We start from the raw sequence: 16,615 nt of genomic DNA on the forward strand, positions 1-16,615 counted from the left end.
GCTCGGCTTTGGCCGGCTGCTGCGCCGCTACGGCTTTCCGATTGCACCCGAGCAGGTGTCAGGCTTCATGCAGGCGGTGACGCTGCTCGGGCCCCGCTCGATGGCCGACATCCACGAGGCCGCCCTTGCCACGCTGGCGCCGCCGCCCGACCGCCGCGACGAATTCGAGGCGCATTTCCGGAGCTATTTCTACGGCAACACCGCGGCCGTCATCGAAGGCGAGGCCAACGAGGAAACCCGCATCAAGGACGACGGCGGCGCCAGCGACGAGGAGAACGAGGTGGCGCGCCAGGAGGAAGGCGGCGCGCTATCGTCCGGCGCCGAACAGTTGAGCGCCCGCGACTTCCAGCGTGACGGCGACGGCCTTGCCGCCTTCCGCCGCAAACTTGCTACCGCTTTGCCCGCCCGTCGCTCCTTCCGCACCGTGCGCACGCACGCGCGCGGCAAGCTCGATCTGCGCCGCTCGCTGCGCGAAATCGTCAGTGCCGACGGCGATATACCGTCGCCGCTGCTGCGCCGCCGGCAGACCGTGCCGCGCAAGCTTTTGCTGCTGATCGACGTGTCCGGCTCGATGAAGCTCTACACATCGGACTATCTCAAGCTGGCGCATGCGGCGGTGCAAGGCGCGGACCGGGCTGAAATTTTCACCTTCGGCACGCGGCTGACCCGCATCACCACGGCGCTGCGCATTCGCGACCGCGACCAAGCGCTCGCCCGCGTGGCAGCACTGGTCGACGACTGGGATGGCGGCACCCGCATGGGACCGACGCTGCTCGCCTTCCTGTCGGTGCCGCGCTTTTCCTCACTTACACGCGGCGCGGCGGTGGTCATCCTGTCGGATGCCCTGGAGCGCGGCGACCATGCCGAGCTTGAAATGGCGATGCACCGGCTGAGCGCCCGCGCCTTCCGGCTGTCGCTGGCGACGCCGCTGGCCGGCGATCCGCGTTTTCAGCCGGCGACGGCAGCACTTCGCGCCATCCTGCCGGTGCTGGACGATCTGGTCGACGGCTCATCGATCGCCGCTCTCAGCGATTTCATCCTGTCGCTCGCCCGCCCCGCTCCGGCGGCCGCAGCAATCTGGAAAAGGGTTTCATGATGAAAAAGGCGATCGACGCGCATTTCCACATCTGGCGCCAGGAGTATCAGCCCTGGCTGCGCGGGCCGATGGTGCCGCGCATCTTCGGTCCCTACGAGCCGATCCGACGCGACTACCCGATCGAGGAATTCCTCGCCGACCAGCAAGGCTCTGATGTCGAGAAGGCGGTCTATGTCCAGACCAACTGGGCCAAGGAGGATTTCGAGAAAGAAGTCGCCTTCCTGCAGACGACGGCTAACGAAACCGGCTGGCCGCACGCCATCGTCGGCTATGCCGACATGACGGTGGACGACGTGCGCCATCAGGTCGACCGACTGATCAAATACCCCCTGCTGCGCGGCGTGCGCATGCAACTCCACTGGCACGAAACGCCGGCCTTCCGTTTTGCCGCGTCCGCCGATCAGGTCGTCGACCCGAAGGTGCGGGCCAATGTGGCGCGGCTGAAGGATTATGGTCTGTCCTTCGACCTGCAGCTTTTCCCGGCCCAGATGAAGGACGGGCTGACGCTTGTCGGCGAAAATCCCGAGACCAATTTCATCCTCACCCATGCCGGCATGCTGACCGACATGTCGGAGGAAACCACGCAAGCCTGGAAGGCCGGCCTGCGCACGCTTTCAGCAGCGCCAAACCTCTACGCCAAGCTGTCCGGCCTCGGCACCTTCGTCCACCGCAACGACCCGGCGCTGATCGCCTACATCGTCGACAACGCAATCGACATCCTCGGCAGCGACCGTCTGATGTTCGGCTCCAACTTCCCGATCGAAAAGCTGTGGACCAGCCACGCCGAACTGATCAAGGCGCACCGGGAGGCGGCAGCCAAGCATGGTGCCCCCGCAGAGGCGGATATCTTTTGGAACACAGCGGAGCGTGTGTATCGGCCGGTGTGACGCGCTGACCTCTCCTTCTCCCCTTGTGGGAGAAGGTACCTCGCGAAGCGAGGTCGGATGAGGGTGCTGGAAGGATCGCTGCCTCCAAGACGTAAGCACCTAAAATTCCTCAATTTTGCGCGCCGCGTTTCTTCCAGCACCCCTCATCCGTCTCGGCGCTACGCGCCGATCCACCNCCCGGGGCGAGTCACGGGCCTCGCCCGCCCTTCGGGCCCCACAAGGGGAGAAGGTCACGCCCGATGGCCCGAAACCTCGGCGCCGGCGGCCCGCGGCAGCGCCAGGAAGCGGAACGAAGCCGCGAGCCCGATGGCGCCGATCGCCAGGAAGGCGAGGCGGAAGTCGACGAGGTCGGGCGCCGCCCCGGCCCTGGCGATCTGCGACAGGTTGAGCAGCGCCGCGGCGACCGCCACGCCGAACAGCATCGCCACCTGCTGCAGCATGCTGGACAGCGTCGCCGCCGAGCTGCGCTGCGCCGAAGCGATATCGGCGAAGGCCAGCGTGTTGAGCGCGGTGAACTGCATCGACCGCGTCAGTCCGGCAATCAGCATCAGCGCCACCACCAGCACTTGCGGTGTCTGCGGCGATATCGCCGCGCAGGCCATGATCGACAGCGATGCGATCACACCGTTGACGACCAGCACCGAACGGAAACCGAAGCGCTTCAGCGTCGGCGTCGTCACCGTCTTCATGCCGAGATTGCCGAGGAAATAAGCCAGGATCAGCATGCCGGCATCGACGGGTCTCAGGCCGAACCCGACCTGGAACAGCAGCGGCAGCAGGAACGGCGTGGCGTTGATGGAGACCCGGAAAATGGTGCCAGCCGACAGCGTCGATATGGCGAAAGTCTGCACCTTGAATGCCGCAAGGTCGAGCAGCGGATTTTTGGCGCGCGCCAGGTGCCGCACGGCCAGCCAGCCGATCAGGACGCCGGCGCCAAGCAGCGCCACGGTCGGCAAGGCGCCGTCTTGCGGATGGGCGATGCGTTCGAGGCCGTAGAGCATTGAGGCGAGCGCGGCCGAGGTCACAAGGAAGCCCGGCCAGTCGAGCGGCCTGGTTTCGGAAGCGCGGTCGCCGGGAATGAAGCGGGCGACCAGCGCCAGGCCGGCCGCGCCGAGCGGAATGTTGATGAAGAAATTCCAGTGCCAGGAAAGATAGGTGGTGATGAATCCGCCAAGCACCGGCCCGATCACCGGCGCAAACAGCACCGGCCATGTGATCAGCGCGGTGGCGTTGAGAAGCTCGGACTTCGAGGCGTTGCGCAGCACCAGGATGCGGCCGACCGGTGTCATCAGCGCACTGCCCAGGCCCTGCACGGCACGCGCGGCGACGAACTGGGTCAGGTTCTGCGAGATGCCGCAGGCGATCGAGGCCAGCGTGAACAGGGCGATCGCCACGAGGAAGATGTTGCGCGCGCCGAAGCGGTCGGCGAGCCAGCCGGACAGCGGCACGAACACCGCCATGGTCAGCATGTAGACGGTGATGCCGATGCTCATCGCCACTGCCGGCACGCCGAAGGATTCTCCCATCTGCGGCAGCGATGTCGAGATGATCGTCGAATCCAGAAGCTGCATGAAGAAGGCGACGGCGACGATCAGCGCCACGCGCCGCGCCTGCCGCGCCGCCGTCGCGGTTTCGGGCAAGGCTTTGTTTTCGGGAATGGCGGTCATGCGCAGAACTGTACGAAAGGTTTCCCGCGCCACTGGGACCAGGCGATTGTCCGGCAAATCGATGACGCACCGGTTTGAACAGCATTTGGGCGACGACGTCCAGACATGGCCCAACTAACTTTCGTGTCGTTTCGCGACCAGTCACGGCAGAGAAGGTATATCGGCCGGTGTAGCGAGCAGCGCCCTTTCCTTCTCCCCTTGTTGTGGGAGAAGGTCACAGCAGGTCCTGGCCGGAGCATCTCATCCGGCGTCGATCTTCTCCATGAACTGACCGAGCTGAGCCGGGTCCATATGCACCACATGCTTGTCTTCGGGATAGGCCAGGCTGTTGACGTCGGCGACATATTCGGAAAAGGCAGCGATGCGTTCCGCCTGCAGGCGGTCATATTCGGCGGCAAAATTGCGATAGACCTTGGAATGGCGCGGCATGTGGCCACGGTTCTGGCCAAGGATGTCGTCGGCGAACAGATATTGCGCGTCGCAGCCGGTGCCGGCCCCCATCGACAGCATGATCAGCGAGGTTCGCTCCGAAATCGCCTTGGCCACCTCGACCGGCACCACTTCGATCTCGGCCCCGATCGCGCCGGCCGCTTCGTATTGCTTGACTGCCTCGAAAATCTGCATGGCGCTGTCGGCGGTCTTGCCGACAGCCTTGAAGCCGCCGGTCCAGGTGGCGCGCGACGGAATCAGGCCGACATGGCCGATCACCGGGATATTGTCATCGGCCAGCCGTTTGACAGTGGCAAAGCCGGCGCTGCAATAGACCGCGTCGGCGCTCGCCTTGTAGAGTCGGAACGCCCAGCGGACGAAATCGTCGGCTGTGCCGATCTCGTAGAAATTGTCGCCCGGCATGGTGAACAGGCTGGGTGCGGCATCGCGGTATTGCGGATCGAGCACCAGTTCCGGCGGCACCGAGACTATGTCGACCCCGGCTCGTTCGGCGGCCTCGGCCTCGTCCATCGTCAACACCCGCAGCATGGTCAATTGCCGCTTGCCCTTCATGGCGCGCAGGTCTGCCACCGTCGGTCTTTTCCGGCTCATCGATTCTGGTCCCCTATGTTACGTGAATGGAAGGCCGGTCAGGCGATCTGGACCATCACCTTGCCAGCTTCGACCTTCACCGGATAGGTCTGCAGATTGACGCAGACCGGCGCGCCCTTGGCCTGGCCGGTCTTGTAGTTGAAGCGGCCATTGTGCTTGGGGCATTCGATGATGTCGTCCATGACAAGCCCATCGGCCAGATGCGCCTTTTCATGTGTGCAAAAGCCGTCGGTGGCGAAGAATTCGTCATCCGGCGAACGGTAGATCGCAAAGCTGCGGCCGGCATGATCGAAGCGGATGACATCCTCTTCGTCGACATCGTCCACAGGGCACGCCTCGACCCAATCGGCCATCTCTATTTGCTCCCGAAATTTCGACTTGCTGTGCTGCGCAGTGCTATTCCGCCGCTGCCGACATGTTCACTTCGTGGAACTCGCCACGATAGGGCCGTGCCGTCGGCGGCAGCTCGCGCTTGAGGAAATAGTCCTCGTATTTGAGCTGCCTGAGCAGGACCGGCCAAACCTCGCGATAGGCATGCCACATCGACGGGTTCGGCTCCGGCAGATCGTGTCTGATCAATTCGTGCAGCCTGGGCAGCGCGTGATAGGGCACCATCGGGAACATGTGATGCTCGACGTGGTAGTTCATGTTCCAGTAGATGAACCGGCTGATCGGGTTCATATACACGGTCCTGGAGTTGAGCCGGTGATCGACGACATTGTCGGCCAGGCCGATGTGCTGCAGCAGGCCGGTCAGCACCATATGCCAGGTGCCGTAGAGGCGCGGCCCGCCGATCAGCACCAGCGGTATCCACGACTGCATGAAAAGCGCGAGCGCGATTGTGGCGATGTAGATGGCGACATGCCAGCGCGCGGCGATGACGACCTTGTGCTGTTCCATCTCGGGCACGTAGCTTTTCTCCTCCGGCGTCAGCTTGCCGAACGCCTGGCGTGCCAGTGCCGGAAGCGAATAGCGAAAGTCGAGGATACCAGTGAAGGCGAGTGCGGTGCGCAGCAGGTCCGGCGGGCGCATCACGGCGATCTCGGCGTCGCGCCCGACGATGATGGTGTCGGTGTGGTGGCGGGCATGGCTCCAGCGCCAGGTCACCGGGTTGCGCATCAGCATGAAGCTGGCAATCTGGTAGACGACATCATTCATCCAGCGCGTGCGGAAAGCCGTGCCGTGGCCGCATTCGTGCCAGCGCGAATCGCTGGCCGAGGCATAGAGCACGCCATAGACGAAGAAGAACGGCACGCACCACCAGGTGCCCCAGAAGTAAACGCCGCCGGCGGCGGAGACCAGGATGGCGCCCAGCCAGATGGCCGTGTCGCGGATTGCCGGACTGTCGGAGCGTTGCATCAGCTCCTTCATCGTCTTGCGCGGCACATCGGTATGGTACCACTCCGCCGAGGCTAGCCCGGTCTCGATCGCAATCCGCGTGCCTTCGCCGACCAGGCTGTAATCGCGCTTCACCTTGCCAGCCATTGTGACCTCCAATTTCCGAACGGCCGCGAGCCCTCTCCACTCCGGCCGAGGCCAGCCTTCCAACTGGTGTTTCGCATCGCCTTCGCCATTGTCACGACCTGCCTCCGAGAACAGGAAAATGACCCGATGGCCGCGGATAATCCTCCCGCGGCTGCCTGGCAATCGCTGCGATCCGGCTCTCGGCGCCGGCGATCTCGCCGGCGCCGTCGAGAACCCGAAACACCGCTTCGTACGAACGGCTTTCGCCATGCTCCAGCCAGATCATCTCGCCGCGCTCGCGCGCCGCCAGATTGCCGAGCACATGATGCGTTGACGGCTCGATGCCGAGCGCATAATGCCCGGCCTGGAAATTCTGCCACTCGTAGGCGCAAGGCAACTGGTCCTTGCGCGTGACGACTTCGAGACCGAGGCCGAGACGGTCGTTGACCACCGCCACCGGCACGTCGCCGTTGGCGTCGGCGCCGAGTTCGTGCTGCCAGACCTGTTCCGTGAAGCCCAGTTGCGGTGCCGGCGCCGTGCGGTAGCCGACCTTCTGCGCTTCATAGCGCTCGCCGGCATGGCCCGCCCAGACGACGTCGCGGATCGGCGCCAGGTAGCGCGAGCCCTCGTCGAGCACCGGATGGCTGACATTGATGTGATAAAAGTACATATGCGGCGTGCGGCTGAAGCCGTGATTGACGACGCGGTCCGAAAGCCGGATCTCGTTGCCGCCGACATCGGCCTCGATCCGCCGCAGCAGATGCAGATCCTCGCCGAACACCGTCGACTGCTGGACGATGCCTTCGGCCCACAGCACGCAGCGGTCGCCGTCCCATGTCTCGCCATAGCCGGTCAATCGCGCCGGGATGGTGCTGACGCGGCCATGCAGCGAATGACGCACCGTCTTCTTCGGTGGATAGTTGTAGCTGTCGGCGGGTACCTCGTTCATGAACAATATATGGTCAAGGCCGCAGGTCAGCAGCAGGCCGGAAAACGACCGCGCCCAGGCCAGCCCCTCCTCGCCTTCATATTCGTGCAGGCCGGGATGGCGAAAGCCGCTCGGCGAATGCCAGCCGATTGCTTGGCCCTTGAAATCGCAATCGGCGATGTCGAGCGCCCGGTCGACCAGCGCGGTGAAGCGCAGGCCGGAGCCGGTGCGGAATTCGAGCATGCGGATGCCGCGCTCCACCCCATCGCCAAGCGTCATCAGCCGCACGCCGGCGAATTGCGACAGCATGCCGGACCGTTCCGAGACCTGCCGGCGCGAAAGCGTCTTACCGTAAAGCTCTACCATGTGACGGCCAGTTCCTTCACTTCGCCCTCGTCTCCTTGAGCAGGGCCGACATGTCGGCGCCGGTGATGATGCTCTCCACCGTCAGCAGGTCGGTATCAGCGACTGTCTGCTCGGCGACGATCTCGCCGCGGCGCATGACGATAACGCGGTCGGCGACCTGGAAGACGTGATGGATGTTGTGGGTGATCAGCAGAACCGAATGGCCGGCGGCGCGCACCTCCTTGACGAAGCGCAGCACGCCGTGTGTTTCCTCGACGCCGAGATTGTTGGTCGGCTCGTCGAGGATGATGACCTTGGCGGCAAACTGCATGGCCCGCGAAATGGCGATCGACTGGCGTTCACCGCCCGACAGCGTGCTGACCAGCGCATCGGCGTCGAGTTTTTTCGAGATGCCGACGCGCTTCAAAAGTGCCGCGGCGGCATCACGCAGCTTGGCGAGGTCGAGCGGCGCGAACACGCCCAGCCATTTCAGATTGACCGGCTCGCGACCGAGAAAGAGGTTGCGCGCGATGCTCAGGTCCGGCGCCAGCGACGTGTCCTGGTGAATGGTCTCGATGCCGAGATCCATGGCGTCGCGCGTCGAGCGGATCGAGACTTTTAGGCCGCGCACATAGATGTCGCCGCGGTCGACGGGGAAGACGCCGGAGATCGCCTTGATCAACGTGGATTTGCCGGCGCCGTTGTCGCCGAGCAAGGCCACCACCTCGCCCTCGTTGAGGGTGAAGGAGGCGCTCTTCAGCGCGCGGACGCTGCCGAAGGATTTTTGCAGATTGTGCAGCCGAAGCACTTCCATGGTCAGCTCCTGGCGGCGTTCTTCTGCAGCAAAGCGTGCAGGATGAGCATGGCAAGGATGATGACGCCGACGAAGATATTGTAGGCGAGGCCGGGCACGCCGATCAGCACGATGCCGTTGCGGATGCTGCGCAGCATCAGCGCGCCGACGATGGTGCCCAGGATGGTGCCGCGCCCGCCGGTCAGCGCCGTGCCGCCGACCACCACCATGGCGATCACTTCAAGCTCGTATCCGGTACCGGCTACCGGCGAGGCGGCCGAGATGCGGAACGCACTGATCATGCCGGCCAGACCCGCCAGCACTGAGGTCAGGATGAACAGCCAGACCTTGACCGCATCGGCCGGCACGCCGCGCGCCACCGCAGCGTTGCGGTTCGAACCGATGGCGCTGATCCAGTTGCCGAGCTTGGCGTAGTGCAGCACGTAGATCGCCAGCAGCGACAGGCCGATGAACCACCACAGCGAGGTATAGAAACGGAACGTTCCGATATTGAAGCTGCCGGCCAGCAGTGTCACGAAAAAGCCAGGCTGGTCCCAGGATTTCAGCGGAAAGCCTTGCGTGATGTAGAGCGCAGCACCTCGCACGACGAGCAGCATCGACAGCGTCACCAGGAACGAGGAGATGCCGATCTTGGTGACGATCAGCCCGTTGACCGCACCGATCGCTATGCAGAGCAGCAGGCCGGCAAGCAGCGCGATGCCGATATCGAACCCGCCGTTCTGCACCAGCAGCATAACGACGACCGGCGCCAGACCGAACACGGCGCCGACCGAAAGATCGAACTCGCCCGCCGTCAGAAGCAGCGTCATGCCGAGCGCTATGATGCCGAGTTCGGGCAGGAACGCCATCATGTTGGAGATGTTGAGCGGCGACAGGAAGTTCGCATCGGCGATCGCGAACACCGCCAGCAGGACAATCAGGATGACGAGCGAAGAGAATTGCGGCGAGCGGATCAGGCTCGACCTGCGTTTGGAGCGCGGCATTTCCTGTTCTGCGGCAATAGTCATGACTGCTTGGACCATATCTCGGGGTGACGCCCGCCGCCTGCGCAACGGGCGTCAGTTTCAATCACTTGTCGTAGAGTTTCAGGATCGGTTCGACGCTCGATGCGTCGTAGAGGCTGAAAGTGTGGATATCGTAGCCGATCGGTTCGCCCGCGGCGGCAAGCCCGAGCAGCGCCACCGGCATGAAGCCCTGCGCCGACGGGAACTGCCAGGCAGCCGCGTTGACGAACCCGGTCTTGACGGCTTCGGCGGTTTCCCGGGAATTGCCCCAGCCGACGACCGGGATCTTGCCAGCCGGCACGCCGGCGCCGTCGAACACCCGCTTGACGCTGGCCGCCACGGAATCGCCGAGCGCGATGATTGCCGGCGGATTGTTGGCGACCATGTAGTCGGTCATCTTGGCGATGATGCCGGCCGGATCGGTACCGCAATCGACCACGTCGTACTTGATGCCGAGCGGATCGAAGACGCTGGCGATGCCTTCGGTCTCGAGCTGCTGATAGCTGGCGCCCGGCACCTCGACCGGCAGGAACACCTTGTCGCCCTGCTTCACCATCTTGTGGTCGACCAGATATTTCGCCCAGATGACGCCGGCTTGCCTGAGGTCGGCGCCGACATAGGCCCGCCGGCCGGTCGCCGGATCGTCGGTATTGAAGAACACGATCGGGATGCCGGCCGCCTTGGCTGCCTTGACCTCCTCGGTCCAGAGGCCGGGCTGCGCCGAGGTGGTGGCGATGCCGTCCGGCTTGGCGGCAAGTGCGGAGTTGAAGGCCTCCTTCTGCGCCGCCATGTCGCCGCCGCTGAACGAGATCTTGCAGGTCACCTTGAGCTGGTCGCAGGCCTTGGTCGCGCCGGCATTCCAGTCGATCCAGAAGGCGTCCGACGGGCCGCCATGCGACAGCAGGTAGAACGTCTTCTGAGCATCCTGCGCCAGCGCCGGTGCAGCCAGTGCAACACCGGCGAACACGGTCGCCGCAGCCGCGATTTTCGATACGAATTTCAACATTCTCTTCCTCCCTTTGTTGTGGCCGTCACAGTCCGTTGGCGCGGAATTTCTCGTCGAGGAATTGCTTGGCGCGCGGCACGTCGTCCTCGGAAAGGTGCTCAATGATGACCGGGATGTTCGGGTGCTTTTCGGACAGCCGCTTGAGATAGAGATCGTAGTTGAGCGAGCCGAGGCCGGGCGCCGGCAGCTCGATTTCGCCGACGCCGCGGAAGGTGTGGCTTTCCAGCGCGTCCTCGTCGCCGATATCGGCGTGCTTCTCCGACTTGTCGCCGCCCGAGCGCTTGACGTCCTTGGCGTGGGCTATTTTGATCTTGTCGGTCAGGGTGTCGAATACCTGGTTCAGGATCTGGTCCATCCTGTCGATGTTATGGGTCTCGAAATAGTTGGTCGGATCCATCAACAGGCCGAGGCCGGGATGATCGACCTGCGCGAACATCTTCACCGTCTCCTCGACCGAGCCGACGACATTGTTGACATAGGTTTCGAGCAGGAAGACCGCGCCGTGGTCGTAGGCGGTCTGGGCAAGATCGGCGATGACCTTGCGGCATTCCTCAAAACCTTCCTCGGTCTTGTTCTTGGGATGGTGCACCCAGTCGGATTCGGTGTTGTAGGTGCCGGTCTCCGAGATCACGTAAGGCGTGCCGAATTCGCGCGCATTGCGGATGATCTCCTTGAGATAGCCGACGCGCCTCTCGCGCTCGCCCATGTCCGGATGAATGATGTTGGTGTAGCCCGACACGCAGCACACCGGCAGGTTATGGTCGCGAAACGTGTCGCGAACTGTCCTGGCCTTTTCCTTGGTGATCTGCCCGACCGACAGGTCGATATCCCTGAAATGCAGGTCGAGCTGCACCGTGTTGAAATCGAGCGCGCGGATCTTCTGCGCGGTTTCCTTGAGGCCGTACGGGAAATAGCCCGTGAAGATACCTGCCTGCATCATGATAAGAAGTTCTCCCTGTAATCGACTCAGTTGATTGTGTTTATCGAGATTTCGGACAGCTTGACCGTGCGGCCCTCGTCGATCGAGCGATAGCCGGCTTGGATCAGCGCCATGGTCTTGACGTTGTCGGCGACGGAAAGTGCCGGCCGCTCACCCGTCTTGACCGCATGCTGGAGTTGCTCCATCACGCCGATGAAGGCGTGCGGGAACCACATCGTGCTCCAGCTAGGGGTGACCCATTCACCGCCGGTGGTCTCGGTCGAGGCATAGGTCAGCGTCGAGGCCGAACCCGTCGGCCAGCCTATCGTGCCCTTGGCCACGCCCTTGGTGCCGTCGACGCGCCAGTTGATATGCTGGTCGTCCTTGTAGCCGTCCTGGCGCGGGCCGGACCAGACATCCTCCAGCGACACAGCGAGCACGCCGGACGGAAACCGCAGCGTCGAAACTGTGATGCCGTCGGAATGGTCGAAACGCGTGCGCGGATCCTTGCGCGTCAGCGTGGTGATCTCGTCGGGATCGCCGAACAGAAAACGCAGCACATCGAGATGGTGGACGCTCATATTGGCGAGCGTCAGCCGGTCATAGTCCTCGAGAAATGTCTGCCAGTGCGGGATTGCGTGCATGTCGATCTGAGCGAAGACGATGTCGCCGAGCGCGCCGCTGTCGATGATCTGCTTCAGCACCCGCATCGACTGGTCGTAGCGCATGTTCTGGTTGACCGAGAGGATCTTGCCGGCCCCGGCCGCCTCGTCGCGCAGTTTGACCGCTTCATCGAGCGACAGCGCCAGCGGCTTTTGCGCCAGGATCGCCTTGATATGCTGCTGCTTCAGCGCATGGCGGATCAGTTCCGGCTGCTGGTCCGGCGGAAACGCAAGGTCGATGATCTCGACGTTTTTGTCCTCGATCAATTGTTCCGGCGTGTCGTGGACGGTCGGGATCTCCCAGCGCCTGGCGACCCTCTCGGCGCTGGCCTTGGTCCTGGAGGCGATCGCCACCACCGGAAAACCAGCTTCCTTGTAGGCGGCAAGGTGACATTCGGCCATGATCATGCCGGCGCCAACGCAGCCGATCCTGTATTCCCTGGTGCGGACTTCAACGTCCGGCTCGAAGCCGTTGCCCGCTATTACTCCGCTTGCCATCTGATCCTCCCGAAGCTCGTTCCTTAGAACCGCTGTCATCGTGCCAGCGCTCCCCCGCTTTGCCCGAAATAATGCACCCTGCCCGGCTCGCAGGATATCGCCACCATCGCGTCCGGCCTGATATCGGGCTGGCCGCGCAGCAGTGCCCGCAGACGCGCCTGCCCGGCAGCGAGGGTCACCACGGTGTAGCCGCCGAGCGGCTCGACCTCGAACACTCGCGCCGGGCGGCCCGCGCGCCCAACCGACATTCCATCATCCGATATTTCCCCATCCTGCCAGGGCCGGACCTTGATGTCTTCCGGCCTGAGCCCAATCTCGACGGCATCGGCCGGCGCGGCCTTGTCCGCGATGCGGATCGTGCCTTCGGCCGCCTCCATGCCTTCCGCGTAGCGCACCGACTTCAAGATGTTCATCATCGGCGAACCGAGCAGCCGCGCGACATAGGTGCTGGCCGGCCGATCATAGATCTCGGCCGGCGCGCCGGTCTGCCTGATCCTGCCGTTTTCCAGAATGGCGATGCGGTCGGCGACAGACATCGCCTCTTCCTGGTCGTGCGTGACATAAATCAGCGTCTTGCCAAGCTCGCGCTGGATGCGCTTCAGCTCGACGCGCGTCTCCTCGCGAAGCCTGGCGTCGAGCGCCGAGATCGGATCGTCCATCAGATAGGCATTGGGGTCGCGCACCAGCGCCCGGGCAATCGCCACGCGCTGCCGCTCGCCGCCCGAAAGCTGCGCCGGCGGCTTGTGCAGGATGTGGCCGATATGCAGCTTGGCCGCGACGTCATCGACACGTTTTACGATATCGGCCTCGGCGACCCGGCGTTCGACCAGGGGAAAGCGGACATTGTCGCGCGCGCTCATATGCGGAAACAGCGCAAGGTTCTGGAACACCATGGCGACATTGCGCTCTGCTGGCGACACCGTATTGACCGGCCGGCCGCCGATTAGGATCTCGCCGGTGTCGGGGGTTTCCAGTCCGAGCACCAAGCGCAGTATTGTGGATTTGCCGGACAGCGGCGGGCCGAAGAAGCAGAAGAACTCATTGTCGTTGACAGTGAACGAGGCGTCATCGACGGCGAGCGTGTCGCCATAGCGTTTCGTCACATTGCGGAAGACGATATCGGCCATGGTCTTAATCCGCTTCGCTGGTTGCGGACAGACTACCGGCGTTGGCGCTGCCCCTCATCCGCCTGCCGGGACCTTCTCCCCGTATAGAGACGGGGAGAAGGGTGAAGCTCCAACGCCGGCGCCTCCCTCTCCCCGTCACTATACGGGGAGAGGGTAAGGGTGAGGGGCGGCGCCGACGTAGAGATATTTGTACGAGCATCTCAGCCTCCCGCCTTGATGGCGCGACCAGTGCCAGCGTCGAAGACGCGCACCGACTGCGCGGCCGGCGCGACAACCGCTGTCTGCCCGATCGCCAGCCCGACATCATTGTCGAACACCGCCTTCACCGCGCTCTCGCCTTGGCCGAGATGGACAATGGTGCGCGCGCCGATGCGCTCGAAAAACGTTATCGGCATCGACAGGCCGCGGTCTGAGAGAATCACCTGCTCCGGCCGAAAGCCGTAGAGCACATCTCCGCGCGCGGCCCTCACCGCCGCGGCGAGATTGTCCGGCAGCGGCGGCGTGACACCGAGCGGGCCGAGGTCGATGACCAGGCCCCGGTCGCTTTCCGCCGGCCTGCCCCTCAGCAGGTTCATGCCCGGTGCACCGATGAAGCCGGCGACGAAAACGTTGGCCGGATTGTTGTAGACCTCTAACGGCGTGCCGACTTGCTGCAGCACGCCGTGGTCCATCACCGCGATGCGGTCGGCCATGGTCATCGCTTCGAGCTGGTCGTGGGTGACATAGACCATGGTCTGTCGGAACTGCCGCTGTAGCTGCTTCAGCTCGGTCCGCATCACCGCCCGGAAGGCGGCATCGACATTGGACAGCGGCTCGTCGAGCAGGAAGATCGCCGGCTCCATGATCGCCGAGCGGCCGATCGCCACGCGCTGCAATATGTTGACCGACAGCCGGTCGGCTTTGCGGTCGAGCAGCGGCGTCAGCTGCAGCATCTCGGCAATCGCGCCGACGCGGCGGTCGATCTCGGCTTTTGGCGCGCCGCGCATTTTCGGGCCGTAGGCGAGGTTCTGCCGCACGCTCATATGGGTGAAGATCGCGTAGTTCTGGAAGACGAAGCCGACGCCACGCCGGCCCATCGGCACGCCGGCCATATCGCGCTCACCGAACAGGATTTTGCCGCTGCTCGGCTCTTCCATGCCGGCGATCATGTTCATCGTCGTCGACTTGCCGCAGCCCGACGGCCCGAGCAGCGCCATGAACTCGCCGTCGGCGATGGCAAGATCCATCGTCTTCAGCGCGGTGAAGTCGCCGAACTTCTTGACCAGGTTCTGCAGGTGGATGGCGCTCATGCCGTCACCTCGCGTGCCCGGGCCATGCGCTTCATGGCAAACACCGCGGCGATGGACAGCACGATCAGGATGGCCAGCGCGATCGCCGCGACATAGCCCCAGATCAGGTCCTGGGTGGTGAGCTTGTAGATATAGACGGAGATGGTTTCGGTGGCGACGCCGGGACCGCCGCCGGTCATGATGTAGAGCGTGTCGAAGATCTTGAAGTTCTCGATCACTCGGATCGCCAGCGCGATGATGATGATCGTCTTCATCTTCGGCAGCACGATGGTGACGAAGAGCTGCCAGGGATTGGCGCCGAGCAGCGTCGCCGCCTTGATCTGGTCTTCGGGCACGCCGACCAGGCCGGCAAGCAGGATGAGGAACATCAGCGGAGTCCACTGCCAGATATCGGCGACCATGACGGCGATGAGCGCCAGCGTCGGGTCCGACAGCCAGGCGATGGTGACGGGAAAGCCTGATAGCGCCGACAGGATGTCGTTGACCGGGCCGCCCGACTGGAACAGCATGAAGAACATGTAGCCGGCCACCGCCGGCACCACCATCATCGGCATCAGCAGGATCGAATAAAAGATCCGCTTGCCTGGAAACTCGTCGGCAAACAGCGTGGCGAGCGCCAGGCCGAGCAGGAATTCCGCCGGCACGCAGACGATCATGACGATGGCCGTGCGCTTCAACGCGCTCCAGAACCGAGCGTCGGCGGCAAGGTCGGTGTAGTTGGCAAAATTGTTCCACAGCGACCAGGCGCTCCACCAGCCGAGGCCCGACAGCGGCGACCAGTCGGTCAGGCTGATATAGAGCTGCATCAAGAGCGGGAAGACCGCGATGAACAGCACCAGGATCTGCGCCGGCAGGGTCAGCCGGAAACCGAGCTTTGCCCCTTCGTCACGCAAAGCCGGCTTTGCCTGGGCCGGGTCGCTGTTGTCTCCCGGGATGGGGGCCTGCTCCGAAATTGCGGCAGTCGCGGCGCTCATTGCTTGAGCGCCCCGAAGGTCAGCCCGCGCACCAGATGGCGCTGGATGGCGATACCCATGATCACAGGCGGCACCGCGGCGATCAGGCCGAGAGCTGCCTTGGCGCCATAGAGCTGCCCGGTCATCGAGGAGGACAGCGAGGCCATGTAGACTGGGACCGTCACCCATTCGCGCGTCGTCAGAAGCAGCGCGATCAGATAGTCCGACCAGTTGAGGATGAAGACGAACAGCGCTGCACTGGCCAGCGGCGCGCGCATCATCGGCAGCGTGATGCGGGTGAAGACGCGCAGCCGCGAGCAGCCCTCGACCAGCGCCGCCTCCTCGATTTCGCGCGGCATGTCGTCGAAGAAGGTCTTCATCAGCCAGAACGCAAAGGGCAGCGTGACGATGCCGTAGATCAGCGACAGCCCCCACCAGCTGTCGGTGAAGTTGAGGAAGGCCCACATGATCATCACCGGGGTCATCACCGCCATCGGCGGAAACAGACGGAGCTGGATCAGCGCCAGCGGCAGGTTCTGGCCCGAGCCGAAGCGCGACAGCCCGTAGGCCGCCGCGGTGCCCGCCGCCATGGCGATCGCCGTTCCGAAGGTGGCCGACAGCAGCGACGACAGGATCGGCTTGAGGGCGGTGCGATCGAGCGCGACGATCAGGTTGTTGGTCGATTCACCGAAGACGAAGCGGAAATTGCTGAGCGTCGGGTCCTTCGGCCACCAGGTCAGCTCGGCGCCGGTCGCCGACCATTCGGCGATCGGCTTGAAGGCCATCGACACCATCCACAGGATCGGCACCAGCGTCACTGCGATGGCCGCAAGGATCGCTGCATAGCGGAATATTTCGAAGGGAACGGAACGCTTCATCTTGCCGCTTTGCTGGTCCATCGTTTGCGGAGGCGAA

At 63.8% G+C, this 16,615-nt stretch carries 16 protein-coding genes; 2 read left to right on the forward strand and 14 right to left on the reverse strand.

Annotation, left to right across the window (positions count from 1 at the left end):
• Positions 1 to 19 precede the first annotated feature (19 nt).
• Together M727_RS0121170 and M727_RS0121175 are read left to right on the forward strand one after the other, a co-directional pair.
• Positions 20 to 1,096 (forward strand): VWA domain-containing protein, encoded by a 1,077-nt coding sequence (locus M727_RS0121170; protein ID WP_198032673.1) that lies wholly within the window; start codon positions 20 to 22, stop codon positions 1,094 to 1,096.
• Positions 1,096 to 1,983 carry an amidohydrolase gene (locus M727_RS0121175; protein WP_027154345.1) on the forward strand — a complete coding sequence of 296 codons (888 nt, stop codon included), beginning with the start codon at positions 1,096 to 1,098 and terminating at the stop codon, positions 1,981 to 1,983. The genes M727_RS0121170 and M727_RS0121175 overlap by 1 nt, the downstream gene beginning before the upstream one ends.
• A 230-nt stretch (positions 1,984 to 2,213) precedes the next feature.
• Here the strand turns inward: M727_RS0121175 and M727_RS0121180 are convergent, their stop codons facing one another.
• The 14 genes from M727_RS0121180 to M727_RS0121245 all read right to left on the reverse strand — a co-directional run bounded on the left by M727_RS0121180 (position 2,214) and on the right by M727_RS0121245 (position 16,578).
• Positions 2,214 to 3,650: a DHA2 family efflux MFS transporter permease subunit gene (locus tag M727_RS0121180; protein WP_027154346.1), complete on the reverse strand. Its 1,437-nt coding sequence runs from the start codon at positions 3,648 to 3,650 to the stop codon at positions 2,214 to 2,216.
• A 240-nt stretch (positions 3,651 to 3,890) separates the two neighbouring features.
• Positions 3,891 to 4,691, reverse strand: coding sequence for a 3-methyl-2-oxobutanoate hydroxymethyltransferase (locus tag M727_RS0121185; protein ID WP_027154347.1), 801 nt, complete (start codon positions 4,689 to 4,691; stop codon positions 3,891 to 3,893).
• 38 nt (positions 4,692 to 4,729) lie between these two features.
• The gene (locus tag M727_RS0121190) at positions 4,730 to 5,044 is read right to left on the reverse strand and encodes a MocE family 2Fe-2S type ferredoxin (protein WP_027154348.1); all 315 of its coding nucleotides are present in this window, start codon (positions 5,042 to 5,044) and stop codon (positions 4,730 to 4,732) included.
• Positions 5,045 to 5,087: 43 nt separating this feature from the next.
• Positions 5,088 to 6,176 carry a fatty acid desaturase family protein gene (locus M727_RS0121195; RefSeq protein WP_027154349.1) on the reverse strand — a complete coding sequence of 363 codons (1,089 nt, stop codon included), beginning with the start codon at positions 6,174 to 6,176 and terminating at the stop codon, positions 5,088 to 5,090.
• A gap of 91 nt (positions 6,177 to 6,267) precedes the next feature.
• Complete coding sequence (locus tag M727_RS0121200) at positions 6,268 to 7,449, reverse strand: aldose 1-epimerase family protein (RefSeq protein WP_027154350.1); 1,182 nt, start codon at positions 7,447 to 7,449, stop codon at positions 6,268 to 6,270.
• 16 nt (positions 7,450 to 7,465) lie between these two features.
• A complete protein-coding gene (locus M727_RS0121205) occupies positions 7,466 to 8,248 on the reverse strand; it encodes an ATP-binding cassette domain-containing protein (protein WP_027154351.1) in 783 nt (260 codons plus the stop codon).
• Positions 8,245 to 9,249 carry an ABC transporter permease gene (locus tag M727_RS0121210; RefSeq protein WP_236376860.1) on the reverse strand — a complete coding sequence of 335 codons (1,005 nt, stop codon included), beginning with the start codon at positions 9,247 to 9,249 and terminating at the stop codon, positions 8,245 to 8,247. The genes M727_RS0121205 and M727_RS0121210 overlap by 4 nt, the downstream gene beginning before the upstream one ends.
• A gap of 61 nt (positions 9,250 to 9,310) precedes the next feature.
• Positions 9,311 to 10,252 (reverse strand): substrate-binding domain-containing protein, encoded by a 942-nt coding sequence (locus M727_RS0121215; RefSeq protein WP_027154353.1) that lies wholly within the window; start codon positions 10,250 to 10,252, stop codon positions 9,311 to 9,313.
• A gap of 25 nt (positions 10,253 to 10,277) precedes the next feature.
• Positions 10,278 to 11,192, reverse strand: coding sequence for a sugar phosphate isomerase/epimerase (locus M727_RS0121220; RefSeq protein ID WP_027154354.1), 915 nt, complete (start codon positions 11,190 to 11,192; stop codon positions 10,278 to 10,280).
• A gap of 26 nt (positions 11,193 to 11,218) precedes the next feature.
• Complete coding sequence (locus tag M727_RS0121225; protein ID WP_036262925.1) at positions 11,219 to 12,331, reverse strand: Gfo/Idh/MocA family oxidoreductase; 1,113 nt, start codon at positions 12,329 to 12,331, stop codon at positions 11,219 to 11,221.
• 35 nt (positions 12,332 to 12,366) lie between these two features.
• Positions 12,367 to 13,458 (reverse strand): ABC transporter ATP-binding protein, encoded by a 1,092-nt coding sequence (locus M727_RS0121230; RefSeq protein ID WP_027154356.1) that lies wholly within the window; start codon positions 13,456 to 13,458, stop codon positions 12,367 to 12,369.
• A gap of 200 nt (positions 13,459 to 13,658) precedes the next feature.
• Positions 13,659 to 14,747: an ABC transporter ATP-binding protein gene (locus tag M727_RS0121235; protein WP_027154357.1), complete on the reverse strand. Its 1,089-nt coding sequence runs from the start codon at positions 14,745 to 14,747 to the stop codon at positions 13,659 to 13,661.
• Positions 14,744 to 15,721, reverse strand: a complete 978-nt coding sequence (locus M727_RS0121240) for a sugar ABC transporter permease (protein WP_027154358.1) — start codon at positions 15,719 to 15,721, stop codon at positions 14,744 to 14,746. Before M727_RS0121240 ends, M727_RS0121235 begins: the two co-directional genes overlap by 4 nt.
• Entirely contained in the window at positions 15,718 to 16,578 is an 861-nt protein-coding gene (locus M727_RS0121245) for a carbohydrate ABC transporter permease (protein WP_027154359.1), read from the reverse strand. Before M727_RS0121245 ends, M727_RS0121240 begins: the two co-directional genes overlap by 4 nt.
• Between the last annotated feature and the right edge of the window lie 37 nt (positions 16,579 to 16,615).

Origin of the sequence: Mesorhizobium sp. WSM2561 (assembly GCF_000513915.1) — a bacterium.
In the GTDB taxonomy this organism is placed as follows: Bacteria; Pseudomonadota; Alphaproteobacteria; order Rhizobiales; family Rhizobiaceae; genus Mesorhizobium; species Mesorhizobium muleiense.

What these genes read in the sequence shown, in the direction of transcription:
- M727_RS0121175 (WP_027154345.1), top strand. Translation starts at nt 1,096, where the DNA reads ATGAAAAAGGCGATCGACGCGCATTTCCACATCTGGCGCCAGGAGTAT.
- M727_RS0121180 (WP_027154346.1), bottom strand. Translation starts at nt 3,650, where the DNA reads ATGACCGCCATTCCCGAAAACAAAGCCTTGCCCGAAACCGCGACGGCG.
- M727_RS0121185 (WP_027154347.1), bottom strand. Translation starts at nt 4,691, where the DNA reads ATGAGCCGGAAAAGACCGACGGTGGCAGACCTGCGCGCCATGAAGGGC.
- M727_RS0121190 (WP_027154348.1), bottom strand. Translation starts at nt 5,044, where the DNA reads ATGGCCGATTGGGTCGAGGCGTGCCCTGTGGACGATGTCGACGAAGAG.
- M727_RS0121195 (WP_027154349.1), bottom strand. Translation starts at nt 6,176, where the DNA reads ATGGCTGGCAAGGTGAAGCGCGATTACAGCCTGGTCGGCGAAGGCACG.
- M727_RS0121200 (WP_027154350.1), bottom strand. Translation starts at nt 7,449, where the DNA reads ATGGTAGAGCTTTACGGTAAGACGCTTTCGCGCCGGCAGGTCTCGGAA.
- M727_RS0121210 (WP_236376860.1), bottom strand. Translation starts at nt 9,249, where the DNA reads ATGACTATTGCCGCAGAACAGGAAATGCCGCGCTCCAAACGCAGGTCG.
- M727_RS0121215 (WP_027154353.1), bottom strand. Translation starts at nt 10,252, where the DNA reads ATGTTGAAATTCGTATCGAAAATCGCGGCTGCGGCGACCGTGTTCGCC.
- M727_RS0121220 (WP_027154354.1), bottom strand. Translation starts at nt 11,192, where the DNA reads ATGATGCAGGCAGGTATCTTCACGGGCTATTTCCCGTACGGCCTCAAG.
- M727_RS0121225 (WP_036262925.1), bottom strand. Translation starts at nt 12,331, where the DNA reads ATGGCAAGCGGAGTAATAGCGGGCAACGGCTTCGAGCCGGACGTTGAA.
- M727_RS0121230 (WP_027154356.1), bottom strand. Translation starts at nt 13,458, where the DNA reads ATGGCCGATATCGTCTTCCGCAATGTGACGAAACGCTATGGCGACACG.
- M727_RS0121235 (WP_027154357.1), bottom strand. Translation starts at nt 14,747, where the DNA reads ATGAGCGCCATCCACCTGCAGAACCTGGTCAAGAAGTTCGGCGACTTC.
- M727_RS0121240 (WP_027154358.1), bottom strand. Translation starts at nt 15,721, where the DNA reads ATGAGCGCCGCGACTGCCGCAATTTCGGAGCAGGCCCCCATCCCGGGA.
- M727_RS0121245 (WP_027154359.1), bottom strand. Translation starts at nt 16,578, where the DNA reads ATGAAGCGTTCCGTTCCCTTCGAAATATTCCGCTATGCAGCGATCCTT.